Raw genomic sequence first — 17,229 nt, forward strand, 5'->3', positions numbered from 1 at the left:
GGAGGCGGCATGCACAGCCTGGGCATCCTAGGGGTCGGCGAGCTGACCGAAAAAGTGGTACATGGCCTGCGCCGCAGCGGCTTCACCGGCGCCATCCTGCTCTCTCCACGCAATGCCCAGCGGGCCGCGGCCCTGGCCCGGGAATACGGTTGCCAGGTGCTGCCCGACAACCAGGCGGTGGTCGAGCAGGCCGAGCTGCTGGTGCTCGGCGTGCGCCCCGGGTCGCTCGGCGAACTGGCGGCGCAGGTGCAGGTGCGGCCTGGGCAGCGCCTGGTGTCGCTGGCGGCCGGGGTGAGCCTGGAGCAGTTGGCGACGGCCTTTCCTGGCGCCCGTTGCGTCCGCGCGATGCTGTCGTACGCGGCGCAGTACAACCAGTCCACCGTGGTGGTCTGCCCGGCGGATGGGCCCACCGAACAATGCCTGGGCCCACTCGGCAACCTGGTGGTGGTCGCTGACGAGTCGGCGTTCGAACTGGCCACCGTCGCGGCGTGCATGAACGGCTGGTTCTACTTCCTGCTGCACGACCTGCAGCAGTGGCTGAGCGATAAGGGCCTGCCGCCGGAGCAGGCGCGGGCCCTGGTGCTGGGCAACCTGCAGGACTGTGTGGCCAGTGCCCAGCGTCAGCCCGAACAGCCCCTCAAGGCCCTGGGCCAGGCGATCGCCACGCCGGGCACCTTCACTGCCGACGGCCTGGCGGTGCTCATGCACCAGCCTTCCAGCACGAGCTGGGGAGCGGCCTGCGAAGTGGTGCTCGATGGCCTGTTGACACGGTCGCGGTAGCGGTATTCGCGGGCACACCCCGAGGCCGGTTCAGCGGTCATGGGCTGCAAAGCAGCCCACGCGAGCCGCTGCGGCCCTCACAACTGCCGGTACACCCGCGCCGTATCCTCCTCGAAATACCGCAGCTCTTCCTGCCGCCGCACCTCGGACCAGCCCAACGCCGCCGCCATGCCCTGCGATAGCTGCTCCACGCGCTGGCGCCCCAGGTCCGGGTCCAGCCCCCAAGGCAGGCGCCGGCGCACCAGGTCCACCAGGCGTACCACATGCTCGCGGGCAACGAGGCGGGCAATGTCGTCCGCCGCCACCCGCTCCCGCTCGAGCATGCCCTTCGGCGCGGCGCCACGCTTGCCCAGCCGCCGCTCCACCGCCCGGGCGATTACCCGCGCCGCGTGGCGGTGGAGCATGATGGTCGAGCCGGTCAGGGTGAGCAGGTCCGGCTTGTCCGCCGCTTCGCTGAGGCGCACCGGCAGGTAGGCGGTGCGGCCGTCGAGGGTCGAGGTAGGACGCACGCCGCACCAGCAGTGCTGCACGTCGGCGCGGGTCAGCCCGAGCTCGGGGAACAGGTGGTTGGCCTCGCCGAGGATGTAGTCGATCTCGCTGTCCTGCACACGCACCTGGTCCGGGTTGTCGGTGAACGTCGACTCGGTGGGGCCGATGAAGTGGAAGTCGCGCCAGGGGAAGACATAGAACGGCTCGCCTTTGCTGGAGAACGCCTCCAACCCCTGGCCACGGTAGGACTCGGGCAGGCGCACCATGACGTTGACGCCCTTGATGCCCAGCACGCGCGTATCGCTGTCGCCACCCGCGCCCGGTACCCGGTCGACCCAAGGCCCGGCGGCGTTGATCACCACCCGGGCCTTGACCCGGGCCTGACCCAGGCATTCCGGGGCCTGCTCATCCAGGGTGCCCCACCAGTGGCCATCGGCGCGCTCGAGCTGGCTGACGCGGGTGTAGGTGCGCAGCGTGGCGCCACGCCATTCGGCGTCCAGCGCCGTGTCCACGCAGATGCGCTCGGGCCAGGCGTACATGTACTCCTCGAACACCCCGACTCCGCGCAATGGCCCGCCCAGGTCGGCGGCCATGGCACTCTCGCCTGCGGCCTTGTCCCGCGACAGGCGCCGGTAGGCCAGCGGCACCTTCCAGCCGCCCAGGGCCTCGACCAGGCGAAAGCCCATGTCCACCAGCCATGGCGGATAACGGTCGCCCTGGCGGAACGGATAATGGAAGCGGTGCTTGGTCAGGTGCCCGGGCATTTCCTTGACCAGCTCGGCGCGACAGCGCATCACCTCGCGGGTGTAGCGCAGGCGCTGCCACATGTCGAGCGGGCGCAGCGGGATCTGCCACAAGGGGTAGCGCGCAGCCAGGTAGCCCAACCCGGAATACAGCATGCGGCTGGAGCGGGATGAGGTGCCGGCGCCGATATCGCCACGGTCCACCAGCAGGGTGCGGAAATTGCGCGCGGCCAGTTGCCGGGCGGCGGCGCAGCCCACCGCGCCAGCGCCGACGACCAGCACGTCGAAGCATTCGCCGTCGAGGCGCTCCAGTGCCGAGCGGGTCATGCGGCGTGCTCCATTGGGATGGCCTGGGTGTTTTTCATGTCGAGGGTCTCCGGTTTCTTGTGATTGTCCCGACACGATAGAAAGCCTCCTGCCTTGCCCCCTAGAACATCCATGACAACTTGCATAAGCCGGCGGCCACCTTCCATGACTCGTCCCAGGCGTTATATGGCCGGCCAGCGCCCCGGTGCGATAGTCCCTGCATGACCACCCCTGCTCGCAACACCTCAAGGAGCCTGTTTTCATGAGCCAAGTACTGACTGTCGTGCGCAATGCCGCCGAATCGCCCCTGGGCGAGCTGGCACCTGCCAAGTTGCCGATCGGCGAGCCGATCGCCCAGGCCGCCACCGGGCAACACCAGACCGATGAGGCGGTGAACGCCAGCATCGGCGTCTGGGAAAGCAGCCCGGGCGTGTTCCGCCGGCACCTGAAGAACCGTGAGTTCAGCCATATCGTCAGCGGCTGGTGCACCTTCACCCCGGACGGTGGCGAACCGGTGGAACTGCGCGCCGGCGATGCCGTGCTGTTTCCGGAGAACTGCGAGGGCGTGTGGGATATCCGCGAGCCCCTGCGCAAGACCTATGTGCTGTTCTGAAGGAGCGCCAGGATGATCGAACGTATCAACCCCGGAGCGCGCGCCAGCCAATTGGTAATCGTCGATGGGCGCATCGAGACGTCGGGGATCGTGGCCCTGGCGCCTGGGGATATCGCGGCGCAGACCCGCTGCGTGCTGGCCCAGCTCGACGACTGGCTGGCCCAGGTCGGTGCCACCAAGAGCAACCTCACCCGCATGCAGATCTGGCTGGCCGACATGGGCGAGTTCAAGGCGATGAACGAGGTGTACGACGCTTGGGTTGGCGACCGACCACCGGTGCGGGCGTGCGTGGGCGCGGCGTTGGCAGCGCCTGAGTACCGGATCGAGATCCAGGCCTTCGGGCAGCGTTGAGAACGCCGGGGCTGCTGTGCAGCCCCTACAATCCTCCTGCTACAACTCCGGGTCCAGCCCCACCTTGTCCCCATGCCAGTCGAAGCGTTCCACCTCATGCCGCCGCTTGCGGAAGCTGTACGGCGTCTCGCCATACTGCTTGCGAAACCACAGGATGAAGTGCGAAGCATCGGAAAACCCGCAAGCCAGGGCGATGGTGGTGATGTTCTGGCTGGTATTGACCAGCAGCCGCCGCGCATGGTCCAGGCGCAGCTTGCGCCAGTAATTGGCAGGCGGCTCCTGAGTGTTGGCGACGAACTCCCGGTGCAGTTGCCGGGGGTGGGTGCCGACCGCCTCGGCCACAGCCTTGAGGGTCATCGAGGCATCCAGGTTGGCGCGCATGAAGGCAATGGCGCGCTGGACACGATCGTTCTGGTAGACGCTGGCCGCTTCCTCCCGCGCCTCCTCCGCCCGCTCGTCCACCAGCAGGTACTCCAGGCCCTTCTGCGCCCGCACCGCGCCGCAGTGTCGGCGGATCAGGCTGGCCGCCAGGTCGATGGCGGTGCCGCCGGGGCAGGTGATGATGCCGCGATCGTCCACGTAGCTCTTGTCGATCACCATGGTGGCCAGGGGAAAGCGCTCCTTGAACTCATCGCGCAAGGTGAAGTGCACCGCGCAGCGCCGGCCATCGAGCAGGCCGGCCTTGCCCAGCACGAACGAGCCGGAACACAGGGCGATGATCGGTACGTTCGCCGCATGCAGGTCGCGCAGCGCCTCCAGCAACCAGGCCGGCGGATTGCGGGTCTCGCCCAGCAAGCCGCCGGCGAGGACGATGTAGTCGTACTGCGCCCACAGGTTCAAGGGCTTGGTCGGCGAGACGGGCATGCCGCAACTGGCGCTGATCGGCTGGTCGTCGAGGGTCATCCAGTCCCACTGGCAGTACACCTGCTGGCTGCGGAACGACTTGTCGGCGGCAAAGCGCAGCGAGTCCACCAGGCCGGCCACCGGCACCAGGGTGAACTGGTTCATCAGCACGAAGCCGACGCGCAGTTCCGGCTTGACCGATGTGGCGATCTGCGGGGCTTGCAGGGGTTCTACTCGTTCTTGGGAAACCATGGACGCGGGCCTTGCGACATCCGGGATAACGCCATTCTAAGGGGCGGTTTCGGTCCGGCATATCATATCGATCCCAAGAAATAGTAGATCCAGGACAAAAGGTGAGCTGGGTTGGCTGAACTGCCGGTCAGTCAAGACGTTCTGTTGCCATTTGGGGCCGCTTCGCAGCCCCCTGCACACTCAATGCCCCCTGAGATACGCCAGCAACCGCCCAAGCATCGCATCGCACCCTTGCAACTGCTCGACACTGAGGTACTCATCCGGCTTGTGCCCCTGGTCCATGCTGCCAGGCCCGCACACCACGGTGGGAATGCCCGCCTGGTCGAACAGCCCGCCTTCGGTGCCGAAGGCCACGGTGGTGAACTCGCTCGAACCACTGAGCAGCGCGACCCACTGCGCCGCCTCGCTGTCAGCCGGGGTGGCCAGCCCCGGGTAGGCGCTCAGCGGCTGCAGGCGGATATCGCTGCCGGCATCCACCGCACGCATGCGCGGCAGCAGCTCGGCCTCGGCGTAGGTCTGCAACTGGTCGACCACGGCCTGCGCCTCGAAACCGGGCAAGGCACGTACCTCGAAGTCGAACTCGCACTCGGCCGGGACGATGTTCAGCGCCCTGCCCCCTTTGATCACGCCGGTCTGCACCGTGGAGAACGGCGGGTCGAAGCGGGTGTCGTGCTGCTCCGGGCGGGCCAGGCCGTCGCCGATCTCACCGAGCCTGCCGATCAACCGCGCCGCGTATTCGATGGCATTGACCCCATAGGGCGCGTAGGCCGAATGGCAGGCCGCACCGTGCACCTGGCAACGCATCGCAAGCTTGCCCTTGTGGCCGAGCACTGGCTTGAGTTCGGTCGGTTCGCCGATCAGGCACAGGCGCGGCTTGTGCGGGCGCTGCTCGAGGGCCGCGAGCATGGAGCGCACCCCCAGGCAGCCCACTTCCTCGTCATAGGAAAACGCCAGGTGCACCGGCACCTTCAAGGGTTCGGCGAGCATCGCCGGTACCGCCGCCAGCACCGAGGCGATGAAGCCTTTCATGTCGGCGGTGCCGCGCCCGTACAGGCGGCCATCCTGTTCGCTCAGGCGAAACGGCTCGACACTCCAGGCCTGGCCATCCACCGGTACCACGTCGGTATGCCCGGACAACACCACGCCGCCGCGGTCCGTGGGGCCGATGGTGGCGAACAGGTTGGCCTTGGTGCCTTCGGCGTTGTGGAACAACTCGCTGTGCACGCCCAGGCCCGCCAGGTAGTCGCGGACGAAGGCGATCAACTCGAGGTTGGAGTCGCGGCTGACCGTGGCGAAACCGACCAGCCTGGCCAGCAGCTCACGGCTGGTGAACTCACTCATCGCCAGGCACCCCGTAGCTCGGCGCGGCGGTGGGGTTCAGGGCGCGGGTCACGTAGTCCTGCATCTGCGGCCGGTAGGCTTGCCAGAGCTGGTCGAGGGCCGCGATGGGGTCTTCGTCCGTCCAGTCCACGCGCAGGTCGACCAGCGGCCAGGTCAGCTCGCCGGCGATCTTCAGCGCCGCCGAATGCACAGGCCCCGCCTCGCCGCCGGCGGCGATCGCGGCGTGCATGGCGGCCAGCAGGCGGTCAGCCAGGTGCCCGTCGGCCTGTTCGAACGCCTCGACCATGGCTTCGATGACCTGGGTGGAGGTCAGCAGGTTGCCCGCCGCCGCGCATTGCTCGCCCGCCACGGCGTTGTGCACGCCCAGGGCCTCCTTGCCGGTGAACAGCGCCACCTGGCCTTGGCTGTCGATCACCGTGACCTGGCGATACTCGCTCCAGCCGTTGGCGCTGAGTACCCGGTCCAGGGCGGCGGCAGGTGGCAGTTGGGCCTGCTCCAGGACATCGAGGATCTGCGGGCCGAGGGCCGGCAAGGTGATGTTCTGGGTGGCCACGGCACCCACACCGGCGCGTACCCAGGGGCAGCGGGCGCCCACGGCGATGCTCGACGAGCTGATGGCGATGCCCAACTGGCCGGTTTCCTGGCAGCGGCCAATGATGGAAAAGGTCATGTCTGCGACTCCTGATCGTGTCTGTCCCATGCACTGCGAAAAGCGAACTTTCGCGTAATCGAAGGCATTCTGGGCAGAAGCGGCCGGCCCACGAAACCACCTTTTTCCTGGGTCTTGGGCAGGAAAAAACTAAGCCGGGCCAAGGGCCAGGAAATTGCCCGCGCCAATGGCCTCCAGCATGGCTCAAAGCCCCGTATCACAAGGCCTTCGTCAATTTATGGGCAAGCATTAGCTAAATAATAATTTCGCGATCCAAAGCGCATCCCTAGTCTGGCCCCAGGCAAAGACGGTCTCCCAACCGACCTGAATAAAACCGCCTTTCAAGAAGGGATCGGACATGACAATGAACACAATCGAAATCGACACCCTCGTGGTGGGTGCCGGCCAGGCCGGCGTGGCCATGAGCGAGCACCTGAGCAAACTCGGCGTGCCCCACCTGGTGCTGGAGCGCAAGCGCATCGCCGAAGCCTGGCGTACCGGCCGCTGGGATTCCCTGGTGGCCAACGGGCCGGTCTGGCACGACCGCTTCCCAGGGCTGGAATTCGACCTCGACCCCGATGCCTTCGCTGGCAAGGACCAGGTCGCCGACTACTTCGAGACCTACGTGCGCAAGTACAACCTGCCGGTGCGCACCGGCGTCGAGGTGAAGAAAGTGGTGCGCAACGCCGACCGCCCGGGCTTCACCATCGAAACCAACGAGGGCATGATCCACGCCAACCGTGTGGTGGCCGCCACCGGCCCGTTCCAGCGCCCGGTGATCCCGGCCATCGCACCGAAGGACGAACGCCTGCACCAGATCCACTCGGCCGCCTACTACAACCCCCAGCAACTGCCCGAAGGCGCGGTGCTGGTCGTCGGTGCCGGCTCCTCGGGCGTGCAGATCGCCGAGGAACTGATGCGTGCCGGGCGCAAGGTCTACCTGTCGGTAGGCGCCCATGACCGCCCGCCACGCAGCTACCGTAACCGTGACTTCTGCTGGTGGCTGGGCGTGCTCGGCGAATGGGACGCGGAAATCGCCAAGCCTGGCCGCGAGCACGTGACCATCGCCGTCAGCGGCGCCCGTGGCGGCCATACCGTGGACTTCCGCGCCCTGGCCCACCAAGGCATGACCCTGGTCGGCCTGACCAAGGCCTTCGCCGACGGCGTGGTCACCTTCCAGCCCGACCTGGCCGACAACATCCGCCGTGGCGACGAGAACTACCTGGCCCTGCTCGATGCCGCCGATGCCTACGTCGAGCGCAACGGCCTGGACCTGCCGGAAGAGCCCGAGGCCCGCAAGCGTCTGCCGGACCCTGCGTGCATCAGCGAGCCGCTGCTGCAACTGGACCTGGCCGAGGCTGGCGTCAGCACGATCATCTGGGCCACCGGCTATGGCGTGGACTTCAGCTGGCTGCAGGTCGATGCCTTCGACGCCAATGGCAAGCCGCAGCACCAGCGCGGCGTGTCCAAGGAGCCTGGGGTGTACTTCCTCGGCCTGCCCTGGCTGTCGCGCCGTGGCTCTTCGTTCATCTGGGGCGTGTGGCACGACGCCAAGCACGTGGCCGGCCATATCGCCACCCAGCGCACCTACCTGGCCTACCGCGACCGCGAGCAGCGCGCGGCGGATGCCGAGCACACCCCTTCCCCGATCAAGAAAGTCAGCACCCTCGGAGTTCACTGATGCCTACCCATACCCGTATCCGCATGTTCAACACCAAGGCGACCTACCCCAACCAGTCGCTGGACAACGACCTCTGCCAGGCCGTGCGCGCCGGCAACACCATCTATGTGCGCGGCCAGGTCGGCACCGACTTCGAAGGCCGCCTGGTGGGCCTGGGCGATCCCCGTGCCCAGGCCGAGCAGGCGATGAAGAACGTCAAGCAACTGCTCGAGGAGGCCGGCTCGGACCTGTCGCACATCGTCAAGACCACCACCTACATCACCGACCCTCGCTTCCGCGAGCCGGTGTACCAGGAGGTCGGCAAGTGGCTCAAGGGTGTGTTCCCGATTTCCACCGGGCTGGTGGTGGCGGGGTTGGCCCAGCCTGAGTGGCTGATGGAGATCGATGTGATCGCGGTGGTGCCTGAGCAGGTGTAGGCCCTTTACCCATTTTGGGGGCGCTTCGCGCCCCTTTCCGACCGGCCCGGCCGGAAAGGGCTGCAAAGCAGCCCCAGGACTACGGCTCAGAACCGCGCCAGCTCCTCCCGGCAGAACTCGACGAACAGCTGCGCCGGCTTGGTCAACTGCACCCGCTTCAAGCGCGCCGCCGCAAGCCCCGACAGGGCCACCGGCTCGGCGATGTCCACGGTCACCAACCGCTGCCCGTCATAGGTGCACTCCGAATGTGGCCGGGTCACCAGCAGCGAGAACCCGAACCCCTGCCCCACCATCCCCCGCACCATCTCGATCGACGGCGAACTGAAGACGATGTTCGGCGTCAGCCCCAGCTCGTTGAACAGGCTGACGAAGTAGGTACGGCTGGGCGCCACGTCGAGCAGGATCATCGGCTCCGGGCACAGGTCGCGCAGCGACACCTGGGCCTGTCCGGCGAAGCGGTGCTTTTCCGGCAGCAATACATAAGGTTTCTGCGGCGGCATCAGGGGTTCGGCCTCGATGGTGCCGTCCAGGTCATGGTCGTAAAGGAAGGCCAGGTCGAAGGTACCGGCGGTCAGCCCCTGGATCAGGTCCTGTTGCTCGCCGTCGCGCAGGCGGATGTCCACGCCGGGGTAGCGCTCGCGAAAGCCGGCGATCAGCCTGGGCAGGTACAAGGGCGCCACGGTCTCGAAGCAGCCGATGTCGATCTGTCCGGCCACCGTGTCGTTGTCGGCCAAGGCATTCTGCTCGAACTCGTGAGTCATCTGCAGCAGGGCCTTGGTCTTGGCGTAGAAACGCTTACCGCTGGGGGTCAGCGACACGCCCTGGGCATGGTGGCGGATGAACAGCTGGACGCCGAAGCTCTCCTCCAGGCTCTTGATCGCCGTCGAGATCGACGGCTGGGCGATGTACAGCTGGCGGGAGGCCTCGGCCACGCTGCCGGCCTCCACGGTGGTGACGAAGTACTTGAGTTGTCGCAAGGTATAGGAAGCCACAGGCACCTCTCTGGCGCCTAAGGGCGGCGCGCGGGGATCTTTCCTGCCACCTTACCCCAGCGCCGGCCTGGCGGGCGCAGGAAAGACGCAAGGATTTGCCTAAGGCCTGGGCATATTTGCGCTATCCAGGCCGGCCCCGCGCAGGGGTGGCGCTACTGCACCACCCCGCAGGCCACCCGATCCCCGCCACCACCGAGCTTCTCGGGGTGGTCGCTGTGGTTGTCACCACCGGCGTGCACCATCAAGGCATGCCCCTTGAAGTCACCGGCCTTCAGGCGTGGTGCCAGCACCGGGTAGGTCGCCGTGCCATCGGCCGCGACATACAAGGCCGGCAGGTCGCCACGATGGCCACTGTCGTCGTAAGGGCCCTTGTGGGCATTGGTGGCGTCCGGGTCCCAATGGCCGCCGGCGGCACCGGCCGGCACCGGCTTGCCGTTTTCCTCGGCCGGCTCGCACGAGGGCCGCTGGTGCAGGTGGAAGCCATGCACGCCCGGTGGCAGGTCCTTCAGGTCTGGCGTGAGCACGGCGCCGTACTGGCTCTGCTCAATGCTCACGGTACCGATCGGCTTGCCGGGCCCGTCGGGCGCCGCGAGCGTCAGCTCCACGGTCTGGGCGGCCTGGGCGAGGCCAGCGGCGGCCAGCAATGCGGTCATTAGCACTGTTTTCATGACAATTCTCCATGGCTTGGATGCGTCGGGCGTCGTACCCGCCTGGGCAGGCACGCAACGCGCCCGCATAACAGGTGGGACTGCCCAGCCTGGCGACGATTCCATCCAATCACGGCCGGATACACGTCCATCCTGTGGAAGGAACCTCCTGGCCCCTGGGCTTTCTACCCAGCATCCCAGCGAAGGAGGCCCGTCCCATGCTCGACCCCGCAACCGGCATGCAACCTGGCGAACGCTATACCCTCGACAACGAGGAGCGTACCTGGCAGTTCTCCGGTTTTTTCCTCGACGGCAAGTACTACCTCGGCCCCGACCTGCAGACCGCCCTCGGCTGGCTGGAGGGCACGCGCTTCTACTACGACGATGTCGACCCGGACGGCCAGCCGATCTTTCCCGATCGCCTGGCCGGCACCATCGAGGACTTGGTCCTGACCCTGGCCGACGGCACGACGCTCAAGCTGCTAGGTTCGCTGCAAGGCCACCCGAGCGACCGCCGCAAGGGCCTGTGAGGCACACGCCGCCGATCGGCGAAACGGCCGGGCCGCCCGGCGATTCTTGACGAAGCGGCCATACTTGGACTCCGTCGCCCCTGCGCCGAAGGCCCCGCATGCCCAGCCGCCGCCCATTCTTCGACTTGCGTACCCTCGTGCTCGGCATGGTAGTGCTGGCTTGCCTGGCCACCTTGTGCAACAGCCTCTACGTGGCCTACCGGGTGCAACGCGACGCCCTGGTGCAGGTCGCCCTGCAGGCCAACCAGGCCTACGCCAGCAAAGTGGCGTCGAGCATCGGCGAATTCCTCCGCTCGGCGCACAGTCACCTGCGCTACAGCGCCGGCCTGCTGGCCGCGGGTCTCGACGATCCAGCCCTGCTGCGTGCCGAAGCCGTGCGCTTGCAGGCCCAGGACGAGGACTTCAATTCCATCGTCATCGCCAATGCCGAGGGCCACGTGCTCACGGCCTACCCGGACATCCGCCAGATCGCCAGCCTCCCGTACCGCTCGCCCGAGATCCAGCAAGCGGTGAGCGAACGCCGCCCCCTGGTCAGCCGGGCCTACACCTCCCAGGGCGGCGACCTGGTGGTGTTCATCTGCGAGCCGATCTTCGCCGACGATGGCCGCTTCCTCGGCATCGTCGGCGGCTCGGTGTTCCTCAAGAAAGAAAGCGCGCTGCATACGGTGATTGGCGCTCACTACCACCACGATGGCACCTACGCCTTCGTCGCCGATGCCAACGCGCGCCTGCTCTATCACCCGGACTACCAACGCATCGGCGAAGCGATCAGCGGCAGCCCGACCCTCAGCGCAGCGCTGCGCGGCGAGAGCGGCACCCTGCAAGCCCCCAACTACATCGGCATCCCCATGCTCGCCGGCTTCGCCCCGGTACCCGCCGCCCATTGGGCCGTGGTGGCCCAGCAACCCGAAGCGCGTGCCCTCGCCCCGCTCACCGAACTGATGCGCAAGATGCTGCTGCATATCCTGCCGGCCAGCGTGGTCGGCCTGCTGCTGGTGCTGTGGATGACCCACCGGCTGACCCGGCCACTGCGCCAGTTGGCCCGCCGCGCGACCCACCTGACGGCCAACGAGGCCGGCGAGGAGCAGCCGCGAATCGATGCCTGGTATGCCGAGGCCGCCGCCATCCGCAGCGCCCTGCTCACCGGCGAGCGGCTGCTGCAGGACAAGCTCGGCCTCCTGCGCCTGGAAGCCCAGAGCGACGCCCTGACCGGGCTGGCCAACCGCCGGGCACTGCAGGCCGCCCTAGACACGCTCATGGCCAGCGGCCGCGACTTCGCCGTACTGGCCCTGGACATCGATCATTTCAAGCGGGTCAACGACACCCACGGCCACGATGCCGGCGACGAGGTGCTCAAGCACCTGGCCAACCTGCTGCGCCATGGCTCGCGTAGCCACGACCTGGCCTGCCGGGTCGGCGGCGAGGAGTTCACCATGCTACTGCCGGACACTGGCCCGGCCGATGCCCGGCAAATCGCCGAACGTATCCGCCAGGCCGTCGAGCAGGCCGAGACGCCCTACGTCGGCCGGCTGACCCTGTCCATCGGCGTGGCCTGCCGCCAGCCCGATACCCTGCTGGCCGAGACGGTACTCAAGCAGGCCGACGAACAGTTGAACAAGGCCAAGCAGAATGGGCGGAACCGGGTCGAGGCGCTCACATCCTGATGCCGATGATGTGCGACGTTGAAACGGAGGGTGCGCTGCTGGGTTTTCCAAGCGAAGCGCGCAAAGGGCTGTCGCTACCTACGTATGCCGGATACCACCGCAACCTCTCCCGGTAGTATCCAGCCATTCACGTCATTCAAACTCAACGTCGGCAAGTACGCAGTCATCCCCAATAGGCTTGTAGCCCGACTCGCAGGGTATAGGTAGCACCGGCCCGATCGACCTGGGTGTTCTGCGCAGTGGCACCTGCTCCGGATTGGCAGCCTCGCCATCCCCCCGACTGTTTTCGGCCACGTTCTGCCCGATGCCGACGGGGCTGGTCGTCTTCGGCATCACTGCCGTCGCCTCCTGCGCCTGTGCGACCTGGACCGGCCCTGCGATCGCCAGCAAGGCAACCATCACCGTTACTTTCATGATTAGCGCTCCTCGGTTTGCGTTGGTCGGCCTTATGCCAACAACCGGCAAACGCTACGCAGTACCCGAGCAGAGATACATCTGGAAAGGGTGCGCGCTCCAGCCTTTGGCAGCCGCTAGGCGCAGGCCCGATCACCTGACGCCCAGCATCCCCCGCTCGACGATGAAGTCGATCACCGCCTGCAGCCCCTCGCCCTTTTTCAGGTTGCTGAAGGTCCACGGCCGCTCCGGGCGCATGCGCTGGGTGTCGCGCGCCATCACCTCCAGCGAGGCGCCGACGTACGGCGCCAGGTCCGTCTTGTTGATCACCAGGAAATCCGACTTGGTGATGCCCGGCCCGCCCTTGCGCGGGATCTTCTCGCCTTCGGCGACATCGATCACGTAGAGGGTCAGGTCGGCGAGCTCCGGGCTGAAGGTAGCGCTCAGGTTGTCGCCGCCGCTTTCCACGAAGATCACCTCGAGGTTGCCGAAGCGGCGCGCCAGCGCTTCCACCGCGGCCAGGTTCATCGAGGCGTCCTCGCGGATGGCGGTGTGCGGGCAGCCGCCGGTTTCCACGCCGACGATGCGCTCAGGCTCCAGGGCGCCGGCCTCGGTGAGGATGCGCTGGTCTTCCTTGGTATAGATGTCGTTGGTCACCACGGCGATCTGGTAATGATCGCGCATGGCCTTGCACAGCGCTTCGAGCAGCGCGGTCTTGCCGGAGCCGACCGGGCCGCCGACACCGACGCGCAGGGGTTGCTGGTAGCTTTGCATGGAGGCAGTCCTCAGGAACGGAACAAACGGGTGTATTGGGTTTCATGGCGTGACGAGGCGATCGCCAACAGCGGCAGGCCGCCACCGAGCTGGTCGTCCTCCAGCGCCAGGGCCTGGTCGAGCGCCGTCGGCAGCGCCTCGCCCAAGTCGCGCAGCAGAGTCTGGGCAGCCTGCTGGCCGAACGGCACCAGCTTGACGCCAGCCATCACCGCGCCTTCCAGCCAGGCATAGCCATGGCCCAGGGCCAACTGGCGTAGCGGGATCGACCAATGTGCACCCAACCAGGCCATACCGCCCAGTTGGCTGAGTTCGAGGCTAGCCCGCCAGGCCGGTGCCTGGGCCAGTTGCCAACCGTCCAGCAGGCGCGCCAGGGCGCTGCCGCGCTGGCGCTCCTCCAGGCGCAGCTCGGCGGTCTCGCGGTTGGCCAGCAGGAAGCGACTCCACTGGCCGAAGGCCTCGGCATCGCCGGCCTGGCAGGCGCGGTACAGGCGCGCCAGCACCGGCCAATCGAGATAGCCCAGGGTGTCGTGCAACTGCTCGCGCTGCCACGCGCCGAAACTCGCGACGTCGCCCACCCAGCCCACCTCGACGGCCCACTCCAGGCCCTGCGAGTAGGTGAAGCCACCCACCGGCAGGCCCGGGCTCGCCAGTTGCAGCAGGCGCAGCAGCGCCAGGTCGCTGTCCATCAGCCGGCCAGTACCATGGCGGCGCCGGCCAGCAGGCCGCCACCGAAGGCCTTCTGCAGGCCGCTGTGCCGACGCAGCAGGCAACCTACGGCGAAACCGGCCAGCAACAGGAGGCCGCTTACCGTGACGAAACCTGCGCTGAACAGCCAGAACGCGCTCGGCGTGGCCTCCACGCCATGGGCCCAGCCATGGAACAGGGCGAACACCGGCATGGCCAGGGCCAGCAGCAGTTGTCGGTCGGGCACCAACAGCGCGGCGGCGGCCACCAGCAGGGAACCGATGATCATCGTCTCCATGCCCAGCACGTCACCGAACAGGTGCCCGCATACGGCACCGGCGAACATCGCGCCCAAGGTCGCCAGAGGCAGTGCCAGGTTGCGTCGGGTCAGTGCCGCCAGCACACCGGTGCCCAGCAGCATCAACAGGTGGTCGAGGCCGGTCAGCGGATGCAGCAGGCCATCGTGCAGCGGGTTGCTGTCATGGCCCGGGTGAGCGAACGCAGGTACCGCTACCAGCAGCAGGACAAGGGCGAGGGTCTTTTTCATCGAGGGCTCCAACGGCAGTTCAGGAATGGGCGTGCAGACGCACGAAGGGGTGGTCGTGGCCATGGTTGTGCGGGGCGCTCTGGTAGGCGCCGGCTTCCGGCTCGAACGGCGCCTGCTCGGCCTCCACGGCCAGGCCGAGGCCGCGCAGCATGTCGTCCAGCACGTGGTCGTGCTGGTAGCGCAACAGGCCGGGTTCGATCTGCAGCGGGACATGGCGGTTGCCCAGGTGATAGGCAGCGCGGGCCAGCAGGTGCGGGTCGGCGCAGCGCACCGTGGACACCGCCTCCGGCGCGGCCAGCACGCGCACCACTTGCGTGCCGTCGGCGTCGGCGAGCAGCTCGCCGCCGCGCAGCAGGTGACCGCGCTCGAGCATCAGGCCCGCCTCGCGGCCATCGTCGAGGGTCACGCGCAGACGGCTCTTGATGCGGCTGTCCACATCCAGGGTGACGGTGCCGGTGACCGTGGCGGCCTCGGCGATCCGGCGGGTCAGGACAATCATGTTCGCTCCTTCAGAACAGGAAATAACGCTGGGCCAGCGGCAGTTCGCGGGCCGGCTCGCACACCAGCAGCTCGCCATCGGCGCGCACCTGGTAGGTCTGGGCATCGACTTCGATCACCGGCTGCAGGCCGTTGTGCAGCATGTCGGCCTTGCGCACCCGGCGGCAGCCCCGGGCCACGCCGATCAAGCTGTGCAGGCCGAGCGCATCGGGCAGGCCACGGTCCAGGGCGGCCTGGGACAGGAAGGTCATGCGCGTGGCATGCCGTGCCGCGCCCAGGGCGCCGAACATAGGCCGGTAGTGCACCGGTTGTGGGGTCGGGATCGAGCCGTTGATATCGCCCATCGGCGCCGTGACGATCATCCCGCCCTTGAGTACCAGGGCCGGCTTGACCGCGAAGAACGCCGGCGACCAGAGCACCAGGTCGGCCAGCTTGCCGACTTCCACCGAGCCCACCTCGTGGGCGATACCGTGGGTCAGCGCCGGGTTGATGGTGTACTTGGCGATGTAGCGCTTGACCCGGAAGTTGTCGCTGTACGCGCCATCCGGCGCCAGCGGCCCGCGGCGCAGCTTCATCTGGTGCGCCACCTGCCAGGTACGTAGCACCACCTCGCCGACCCGGCCCATGGCCTGGGAGTCGGACGAGGTCATGGCGAAGGCGCCCAGGTCGTGGAGGATGTCTTCGGCGGCGATGGTCTCGCGGCGGATGCGCGACTCGGCGAAGGCCACGTCCTCGGCGATGCTCGGGTCCAGGTGGTGACAGACCATGAGCATGTCCAGGTGCTCATCGACCGTGTTGACCGTGTACGGCAGGGTCGGGTTGGTCGAGGACGGCAGCACGTTGGCCTGCCCCGCTGCGCGGATGATGTCCGGGGCATGGCCGCCGCCGGCGCCTTCGGTATGGAAGGTGTGGATGGTGCGATCGCCGATGGCGGCCAGGGTGTCCTCGATGCAGCCGGACTCGTTGAGGGTGTCGGTGTGGATGGCCACCTGGATGTCCATCTCTTCGGCCACGCCCAGGCAACAATCGATGGCGGCGGGCGTGGAGCCCCAGTCCTCGTGCAGCTTCAGGCCCACCGCGCCGGCGGCGATCTGCTCGCGCAGCGCCTCAGGCCGCGAGGCGTTGCCCTTGCCCAGCAGGCCGATGTTGATCGGCAGGCTGTCGGCGGCCTGGAGCATGCGCGCCAGGTACCAGGGGCCTGGGGTGCAGGTGGTGGCGTTGGTCCCGGTCGCCGGCCCGGTGCCGCCGCCGATGAAGGTGGTGACGCCACTGGTCAGCGCCTCCTCCACCTGCTGCGGGCAGATGAAATGGATGTGCGAGTCGATACCGCCGGCAGTGACGATCTTGCCCTCGGCGGCGATCACCTCGGTGCCCGGCCCGACCGGCACGGTGACACCGGGCTGCACGTCGGGGTTGCCGGCCTTGCCGATCGCGGCGATACGCCCCTGGCGCACACCGATGTCGGCCTTGACGATGCCCCAGTGGTCGATGATCAGGGCGTTGGTCAACACCAGGTCCATGGCCTCGGCGGCGAGCATCTGGCCTTGGCCCATGCCATCGCGAATGACCTTGCCGCCGCCGAACTTGACCTCTTCGCCGTAGATCGTGAAGTCCTGCTCCACCTCCACCCACAGCGCGGTGTCGGCCAGGCGCACGCGGTCGCCGACGGTGGGGCCGAACATGTCGGCATAGGCCTGGCGGGAGATACGGCTCATGCCCTGCCCTCCAACGGCCCCATCACCTTGCCTTGGAAGCCGTATACCTCACGGTTGCCGGCGTAGGCCACCAACTGCACGGTACGCGCCTGGCCCGGTTCGAAGCGCACGGCGGTACCGGCCGGGATGTCCAGGCGAAAGCCTCGGGTCGGCTCGCGGTCGAACACCAGGGCGTCGTTGACCTCGAAGAAATGGTAGTGCGAGCCGACCTGCACCGGCCGGTCGCCGTGGTTGGCGACGCTGACGCTGACGGTCGCGCGGCCGGCGTTGAGCTCGATGTCGCCAGCGGCGACCTGGACTTCTCCGGGAATCATGCGGGGC

Annotated in this window: 18 protein-coding genes and 2 pseudogenes; 7 read left to right on the forward strand and 13 right to left on the reverse strand. The window is 67.5% G+C overall.

Translation table 11 applies throughout. The features are described from left to right. Nucleotides 1-9 precede the first annotated feature (9 nt). A complete protein-coding gene (locus ABFA30_RS15905) occupies nt 10-780 on the forward strand; it encodes an NAD(P)-binding domain-containing protein (RefSeq protein WP_225790083.1) in 771 nt (256 codons plus the stop codon). A gap of 77 nt (nt 781-857) precedes the next feature. Here ABFA30_RS15905 and ABFA30_RS15910 read toward each other — a convergent pair whose 3' ends face one another. Next, a complete protein-coding gene (locus ABFA30_RS15910; RefSeq protein WP_410045668.1) occupies nt 858-2,339 on the reverse strand; it encodes an FAD-dependent oxidoreductase in 1,482 nt (493 codons plus the stop codon). 241 nt (nt 2,340-2,580) lie between these two features. On the opposite strand from ABFA30_RS15910, the gene ABFA30_RS15915 reads away from it, so the two are divergent. Beyond that, nucleotides 2,581-2,931, forward strand: a complete 351-nt coding sequence (locus tag ABFA30_RS15915) for a cupin domain-containing protein (RefSeq protein ID WP_225790082.1) — start codon at nt 2,581-2,583, stop codon at nt 2,929-2,931. Between the two features lie 12 nt (nt 2,932-2,943). Then, nucleotides 2,944-3,282: a RidA family protein gene (locus tag ABFA30_RS15920; protein WP_410045669.1), complete on the forward strand. Its 339-nt coding sequence runs from the start codon at nt 2,944-2,946 to the stop codon at nt 3,280-3,282. A gap of 39 nt (nt 3,283-3,321) precedes the next feature. Here ABFA30_RS15920 and ABFA30_RS15925 read toward each other — a convergent pair whose 3' ends face one another. The 3 genes from ABFA30_RS15925 to ABFA30_RS15935 form a co-directional block, all read right to left on the reverse strand. Beyond that, a complete protein-coding gene (locus ABFA30_RS15925; RefSeq protein WP_225790080.1) occupies nt 3,322-4,377 on the reverse strand; it encodes a GlxA family transcriptional regulator in 1,056 nt (351 codons plus the stop codon). Nucleotides 4,378-4,557: 180 nt separating this feature from the next. Beyond that, nucleotides 4,558-5,718 carry an acetylornithine deacetylase gene (argE, locus tag ABFA30_RS15930; RefSeq protein ID WP_225790079.1) on the reverse strand — a complete coding sequence of 387 codons (1,161 nt, stop codon included), beginning with the start codon at nt 5,716-5,718 and terminating at the stop codon, nt 4,558-4,560. Continuing rightward, nucleotides 5,711-6,388: a DUF1028 domain-containing protein gene (locus ABFA30_RS15935; protein ID WP_253080069.1), complete on the reverse strand. Its 678-nt coding sequence runs from the start codon at nt 6,386-6,388 to the stop codon at nt 5,711-5,713. Before ABFA30_RS15935 ends, argE begins: the two co-directional genes overlap by 8 nt. Before the next feature lie 270 nt (nt 6,389-6,658). Here ABFA30_RS15935 and ABFA30_RS15940 point away from each other — a divergent pair. Together ABFA30_RS15940 and ABFA30_RS15945 are read left to right on the forward strand one after the other, a co-directional pair. Then, nucleotides 6,659-8,048, forward strand: a pseudogene (locus ABFA30_RS15940) (flavin-containing monooxygenase). Continuing rightward, nucleotides 8,048-8,464, forward strand: coding sequence for a RidA family protein (locus ABFA30_RS15945; RefSeq protein WP_225790076.1), 417 nt, complete (start codon nt 8,048-8,050; stop codon nt 8,462-8,464). The pseudogene ABFA30_RS15940 and the gene ABFA30_RS15945 overlap by 1 nt, the downstream one beginning before the upstream one ends. 86 nt (nt 8,465-8,550) lie before the next feature. Here the strand turns inward: ABFA30_RS15945 and ABFA30_RS15950 are convergent, their stop codons facing one another. Both ABFA30_RS15950 and sodC read right to left on the reverse strand, forming a co-directional pair. Then, entirely contained in the window at nt 8,551-9,456 is a 906-nt protein-coding gene (locus tag ABFA30_RS15950) for a LysR family transcriptional regulator (protein ID WP_225790075.1), read from the reverse strand. 152 nt (nt 9,457-9,608) lie between these two features. Then, entirely contained in the window at nt 9,609-10,124 is a 516-nt protein-coding gene (sodC, locus tag ABFA30_RS15955) for a superoxide dismutase family protein (protein ID WP_225790074.1), read from the reverse strand. A gap of 197 nt (nt 10,125-10,321) precedes the next feature. Here sodC and ABFA30_RS15960 point away from each other — a divergent pair. Next, a pseudogene (locus ABFA30_RS15960) lies at nt 10,322-10,585 on the forward strand (short chain dehydrogenase); the annotation flags it as partial. Between the two features lie 146 nt (nt 10,586-10,731). Beyond that, nucleotides 10,732-12,297 (forward strand): sensor domain-containing diguanylate cyclase, encoded by a 1,566-nt coding sequence (locus ABFA30_RS15965; RefSeq protein WP_410045670.1) that lies wholly within the window; start codon nt 10,732-10,734, stop codon nt 12,295-12,297. Between the two features lie 132 nt (nt 12,298-12,429). On the opposite strand, the gene ABFA30_RS15970 is transcribed toward ABFA30_RS15965, so the two are convergent. The 7 genes from ABFA30_RS15970 to ABFA30_RS16000 form a co-directional block, all read right to left on the reverse strand. After that, the gene (locus ABFA30_RS15970) at nt 12,430-12,711 is read right to left on the reverse strand and encodes a hypothetical protein (RefSeq protein ID WP_225790071.1); all 282 of its coding nucleotides are present in this window, start codon (nt 12,709-12,711) and stop codon (nt 12,430-12,432) included. 132 nt (nt 12,712-12,843) lie between these two features. Then, nucleotides 12,844-13,464 (reverse strand): urease accessory protein UreG, encoded by a 621-nt coding sequence (ureG, locus tag ABFA30_RS15975; RefSeq protein ID WP_225790070.1) that lies wholly within the window; start codon nt 13,462-13,464, stop codon nt 12,844-12,846. Between the two features lie 11 nt (nt 13,465-13,475). Then, the gene (locus ABFA30_RS15980; protein WP_225790069.1) at nt 13,476-14,150 is read right to left on the reverse strand and encodes an urease accessory protein UreF; all 675 of its coding nucleotides are present in this window, start codon (nt 14,148-14,150) and stop codon (nt 13,476-13,478) included. Next, nucleotides 14,150-14,695 (reverse strand): HupE/UreJ family protein, encoded by a 546-nt coding sequence (locus ABFA30_RS15985; RefSeq protein ID WP_225790068.1) that lies wholly within the window; start codon nt 14,693-14,695, stop codon nt 14,150-14,152. Before ABFA30_RS15985 ends, ABFA30_RS15980 begins: the two co-directional genes overlap by 1 nt. 19 nt (nt 14,696-14,714) lie before the next feature. Continuing rightward, nucleotides 14,715-15,194, reverse strand: a complete 480-nt coding sequence (gene ureE / locus ABFA30_RS15990; RefSeq protein ID WP_225790067.1) for an urease accessory protein UreE — start codon at nt 15,192-15,194, stop codon at nt 14,715-14,717. A gap of 10 nt (nt 15,195-15,204) precedes the next feature. Continuing rightward, entirely contained in the window at nt 15,205-16,908 is a 1,704-nt protein-coding gene (gene ureC, locus ABFA30_RS15995) for an urease subunit alpha (protein WP_225790066.1), read from the reverse strand. Continuing rightward, a complete protein-coding gene (locus ABFA30_RS16000) occupies nt 16,905-17,222 on the reverse strand; it encodes an urease subunit beta (protein ID WP_225790065.1) in 318 nt (105 codons plus the stop codon). Before ABFA30_RS16000 ends, ureC begins: the two co-directional genes overlap by 4 nt. Nucleotides 17,223-17,229 lie beyond the last annotated feature (7 nt).

It is taken from the genome of Pseudomonas sp. HLMP (assembly GCF_046365545.1).
In the GTDB taxonomy this organism is placed as follows: domain Bacteria; phylum Pseudomonadota; class Gammaproteobacteria; order Pseudomonadales; family Pseudomonadaceae; genus Aquipseudomonas; species Aquipseudomonas guariconensis_B.

Coding starts and splice junctions, on each gene's coding strand:
- ABFA30_RS15905 (WP_225790083.1), top strand. CDS start 10: ATGCACAGCCTGGGCATCCTAGGGGTCGGCGAGCTGACCGAAAAAGTG.
- ABFA30_RS15910 (WP_410045668.1), bottom strand. CDS start 2,339: ATGACCCGCTCGGCACTGGAGCGCCTCGACGGCGAATGCTTCGACGTG.
- ABFA30_RS15915 (WP_225790082.1), top strand. CDS start 2,581: ATGAGCCAAGTACTGACTGTCGTGCGCAATGCCGCCGAATCGCCCCTG.
- ABFA30_RS15920 (WP_410045669.1), top strand. CDS start 2,944: ATGATCGAACGTATCAACCCCGGAGCGCGCGCCAGCCAATTGGTAATC.
- ABFA30_RS15925 (WP_225790080.1), bottom strand. CDS start 4,377: ATGGTTTCCCAAGAACGAGTAGAACCCCTGCAAGCCCCGCAGATCGCC.
- argE (WP_225790079.1), bottom strand. CDS start 5,718: ATGAGTGAGTTCACCAGCCGTGAGCTGCTGGCCAGGCTGGTCGGTTTC.
- ABFA30_RS15935 (WP_253080069.1), bottom strand. CDS start 6,388: ATGACCTTTTCCATCATTGGCCGCTGCCAGGAAACCGGCCAGTTGGGC.
- ABFA30_RS15945 (WP_225790076.1), top strand. CDS start 8,048: ATGCCTACCCATACCCGTATCCGCATGTTCAACACCAAGGCGACCTAC.
- sodC (WP_225790074.1), bottom strand. CDS start 10,124: ATGAAAACAGTGCTAATGACCGCATTGCTGGCCGCCGCTGGCCTCGCC.
- ABFA30_RS15965 (WP_410045670.1), top strand. CDS start 10,732: ATGCCCAGCCGCCGCCCATTCTTCGACTTGCGTACCCTCGTGCTCGGC.
- ABFA30_RS15970 (WP_225790071.1), bottom strand. CDS start 12,711: ATGAAAGTAACGGTGATGGTTGCCTTGCTGGCGATCGCAGGGCCGGTC.
- ureG (WP_225790070.1), bottom strand. CDS start 13,464: ATGCAAAGCTACCAGCAACCCCTGCGCGTCGGTGTCGGCGGCCCGGTC.
- ABFA30_RS15980 (WP_225790069.1), bottom strand. CDS start 14,150: ATGGACAGCGACCTGGCGCTGCTGCGCCTGCTGCAACTGGCGAGCCCG.
- ABFA30_RS15985 (WP_225790068.1), bottom strand. CDS start 14,695: ATGAAAAAGACCCTCGCCCTTGTCCTGCTGCTGGTAGCGGTACCTGCG.
- ureE (WP_225790067.1), bottom strand. CDS start 15,194: ATGATTGTCCTGACCCGCCGGATCGCCGAGGCCGCCACGGTCACCGGC.
- ureC (WP_225790066.1), bottom strand. CDS start 16,908: ATGAGCCGTATCTCCCGCCAGGCCTATGCCGACATGTTCGGCCCCACC.
- ABFA30_RS16000 (WP_225790065.1), bottom strand. CDS start 17,222: ATGATTCCCGGAGAAGTCCAGGTCGCCGCTGGCGACATCGAGCTCAAC.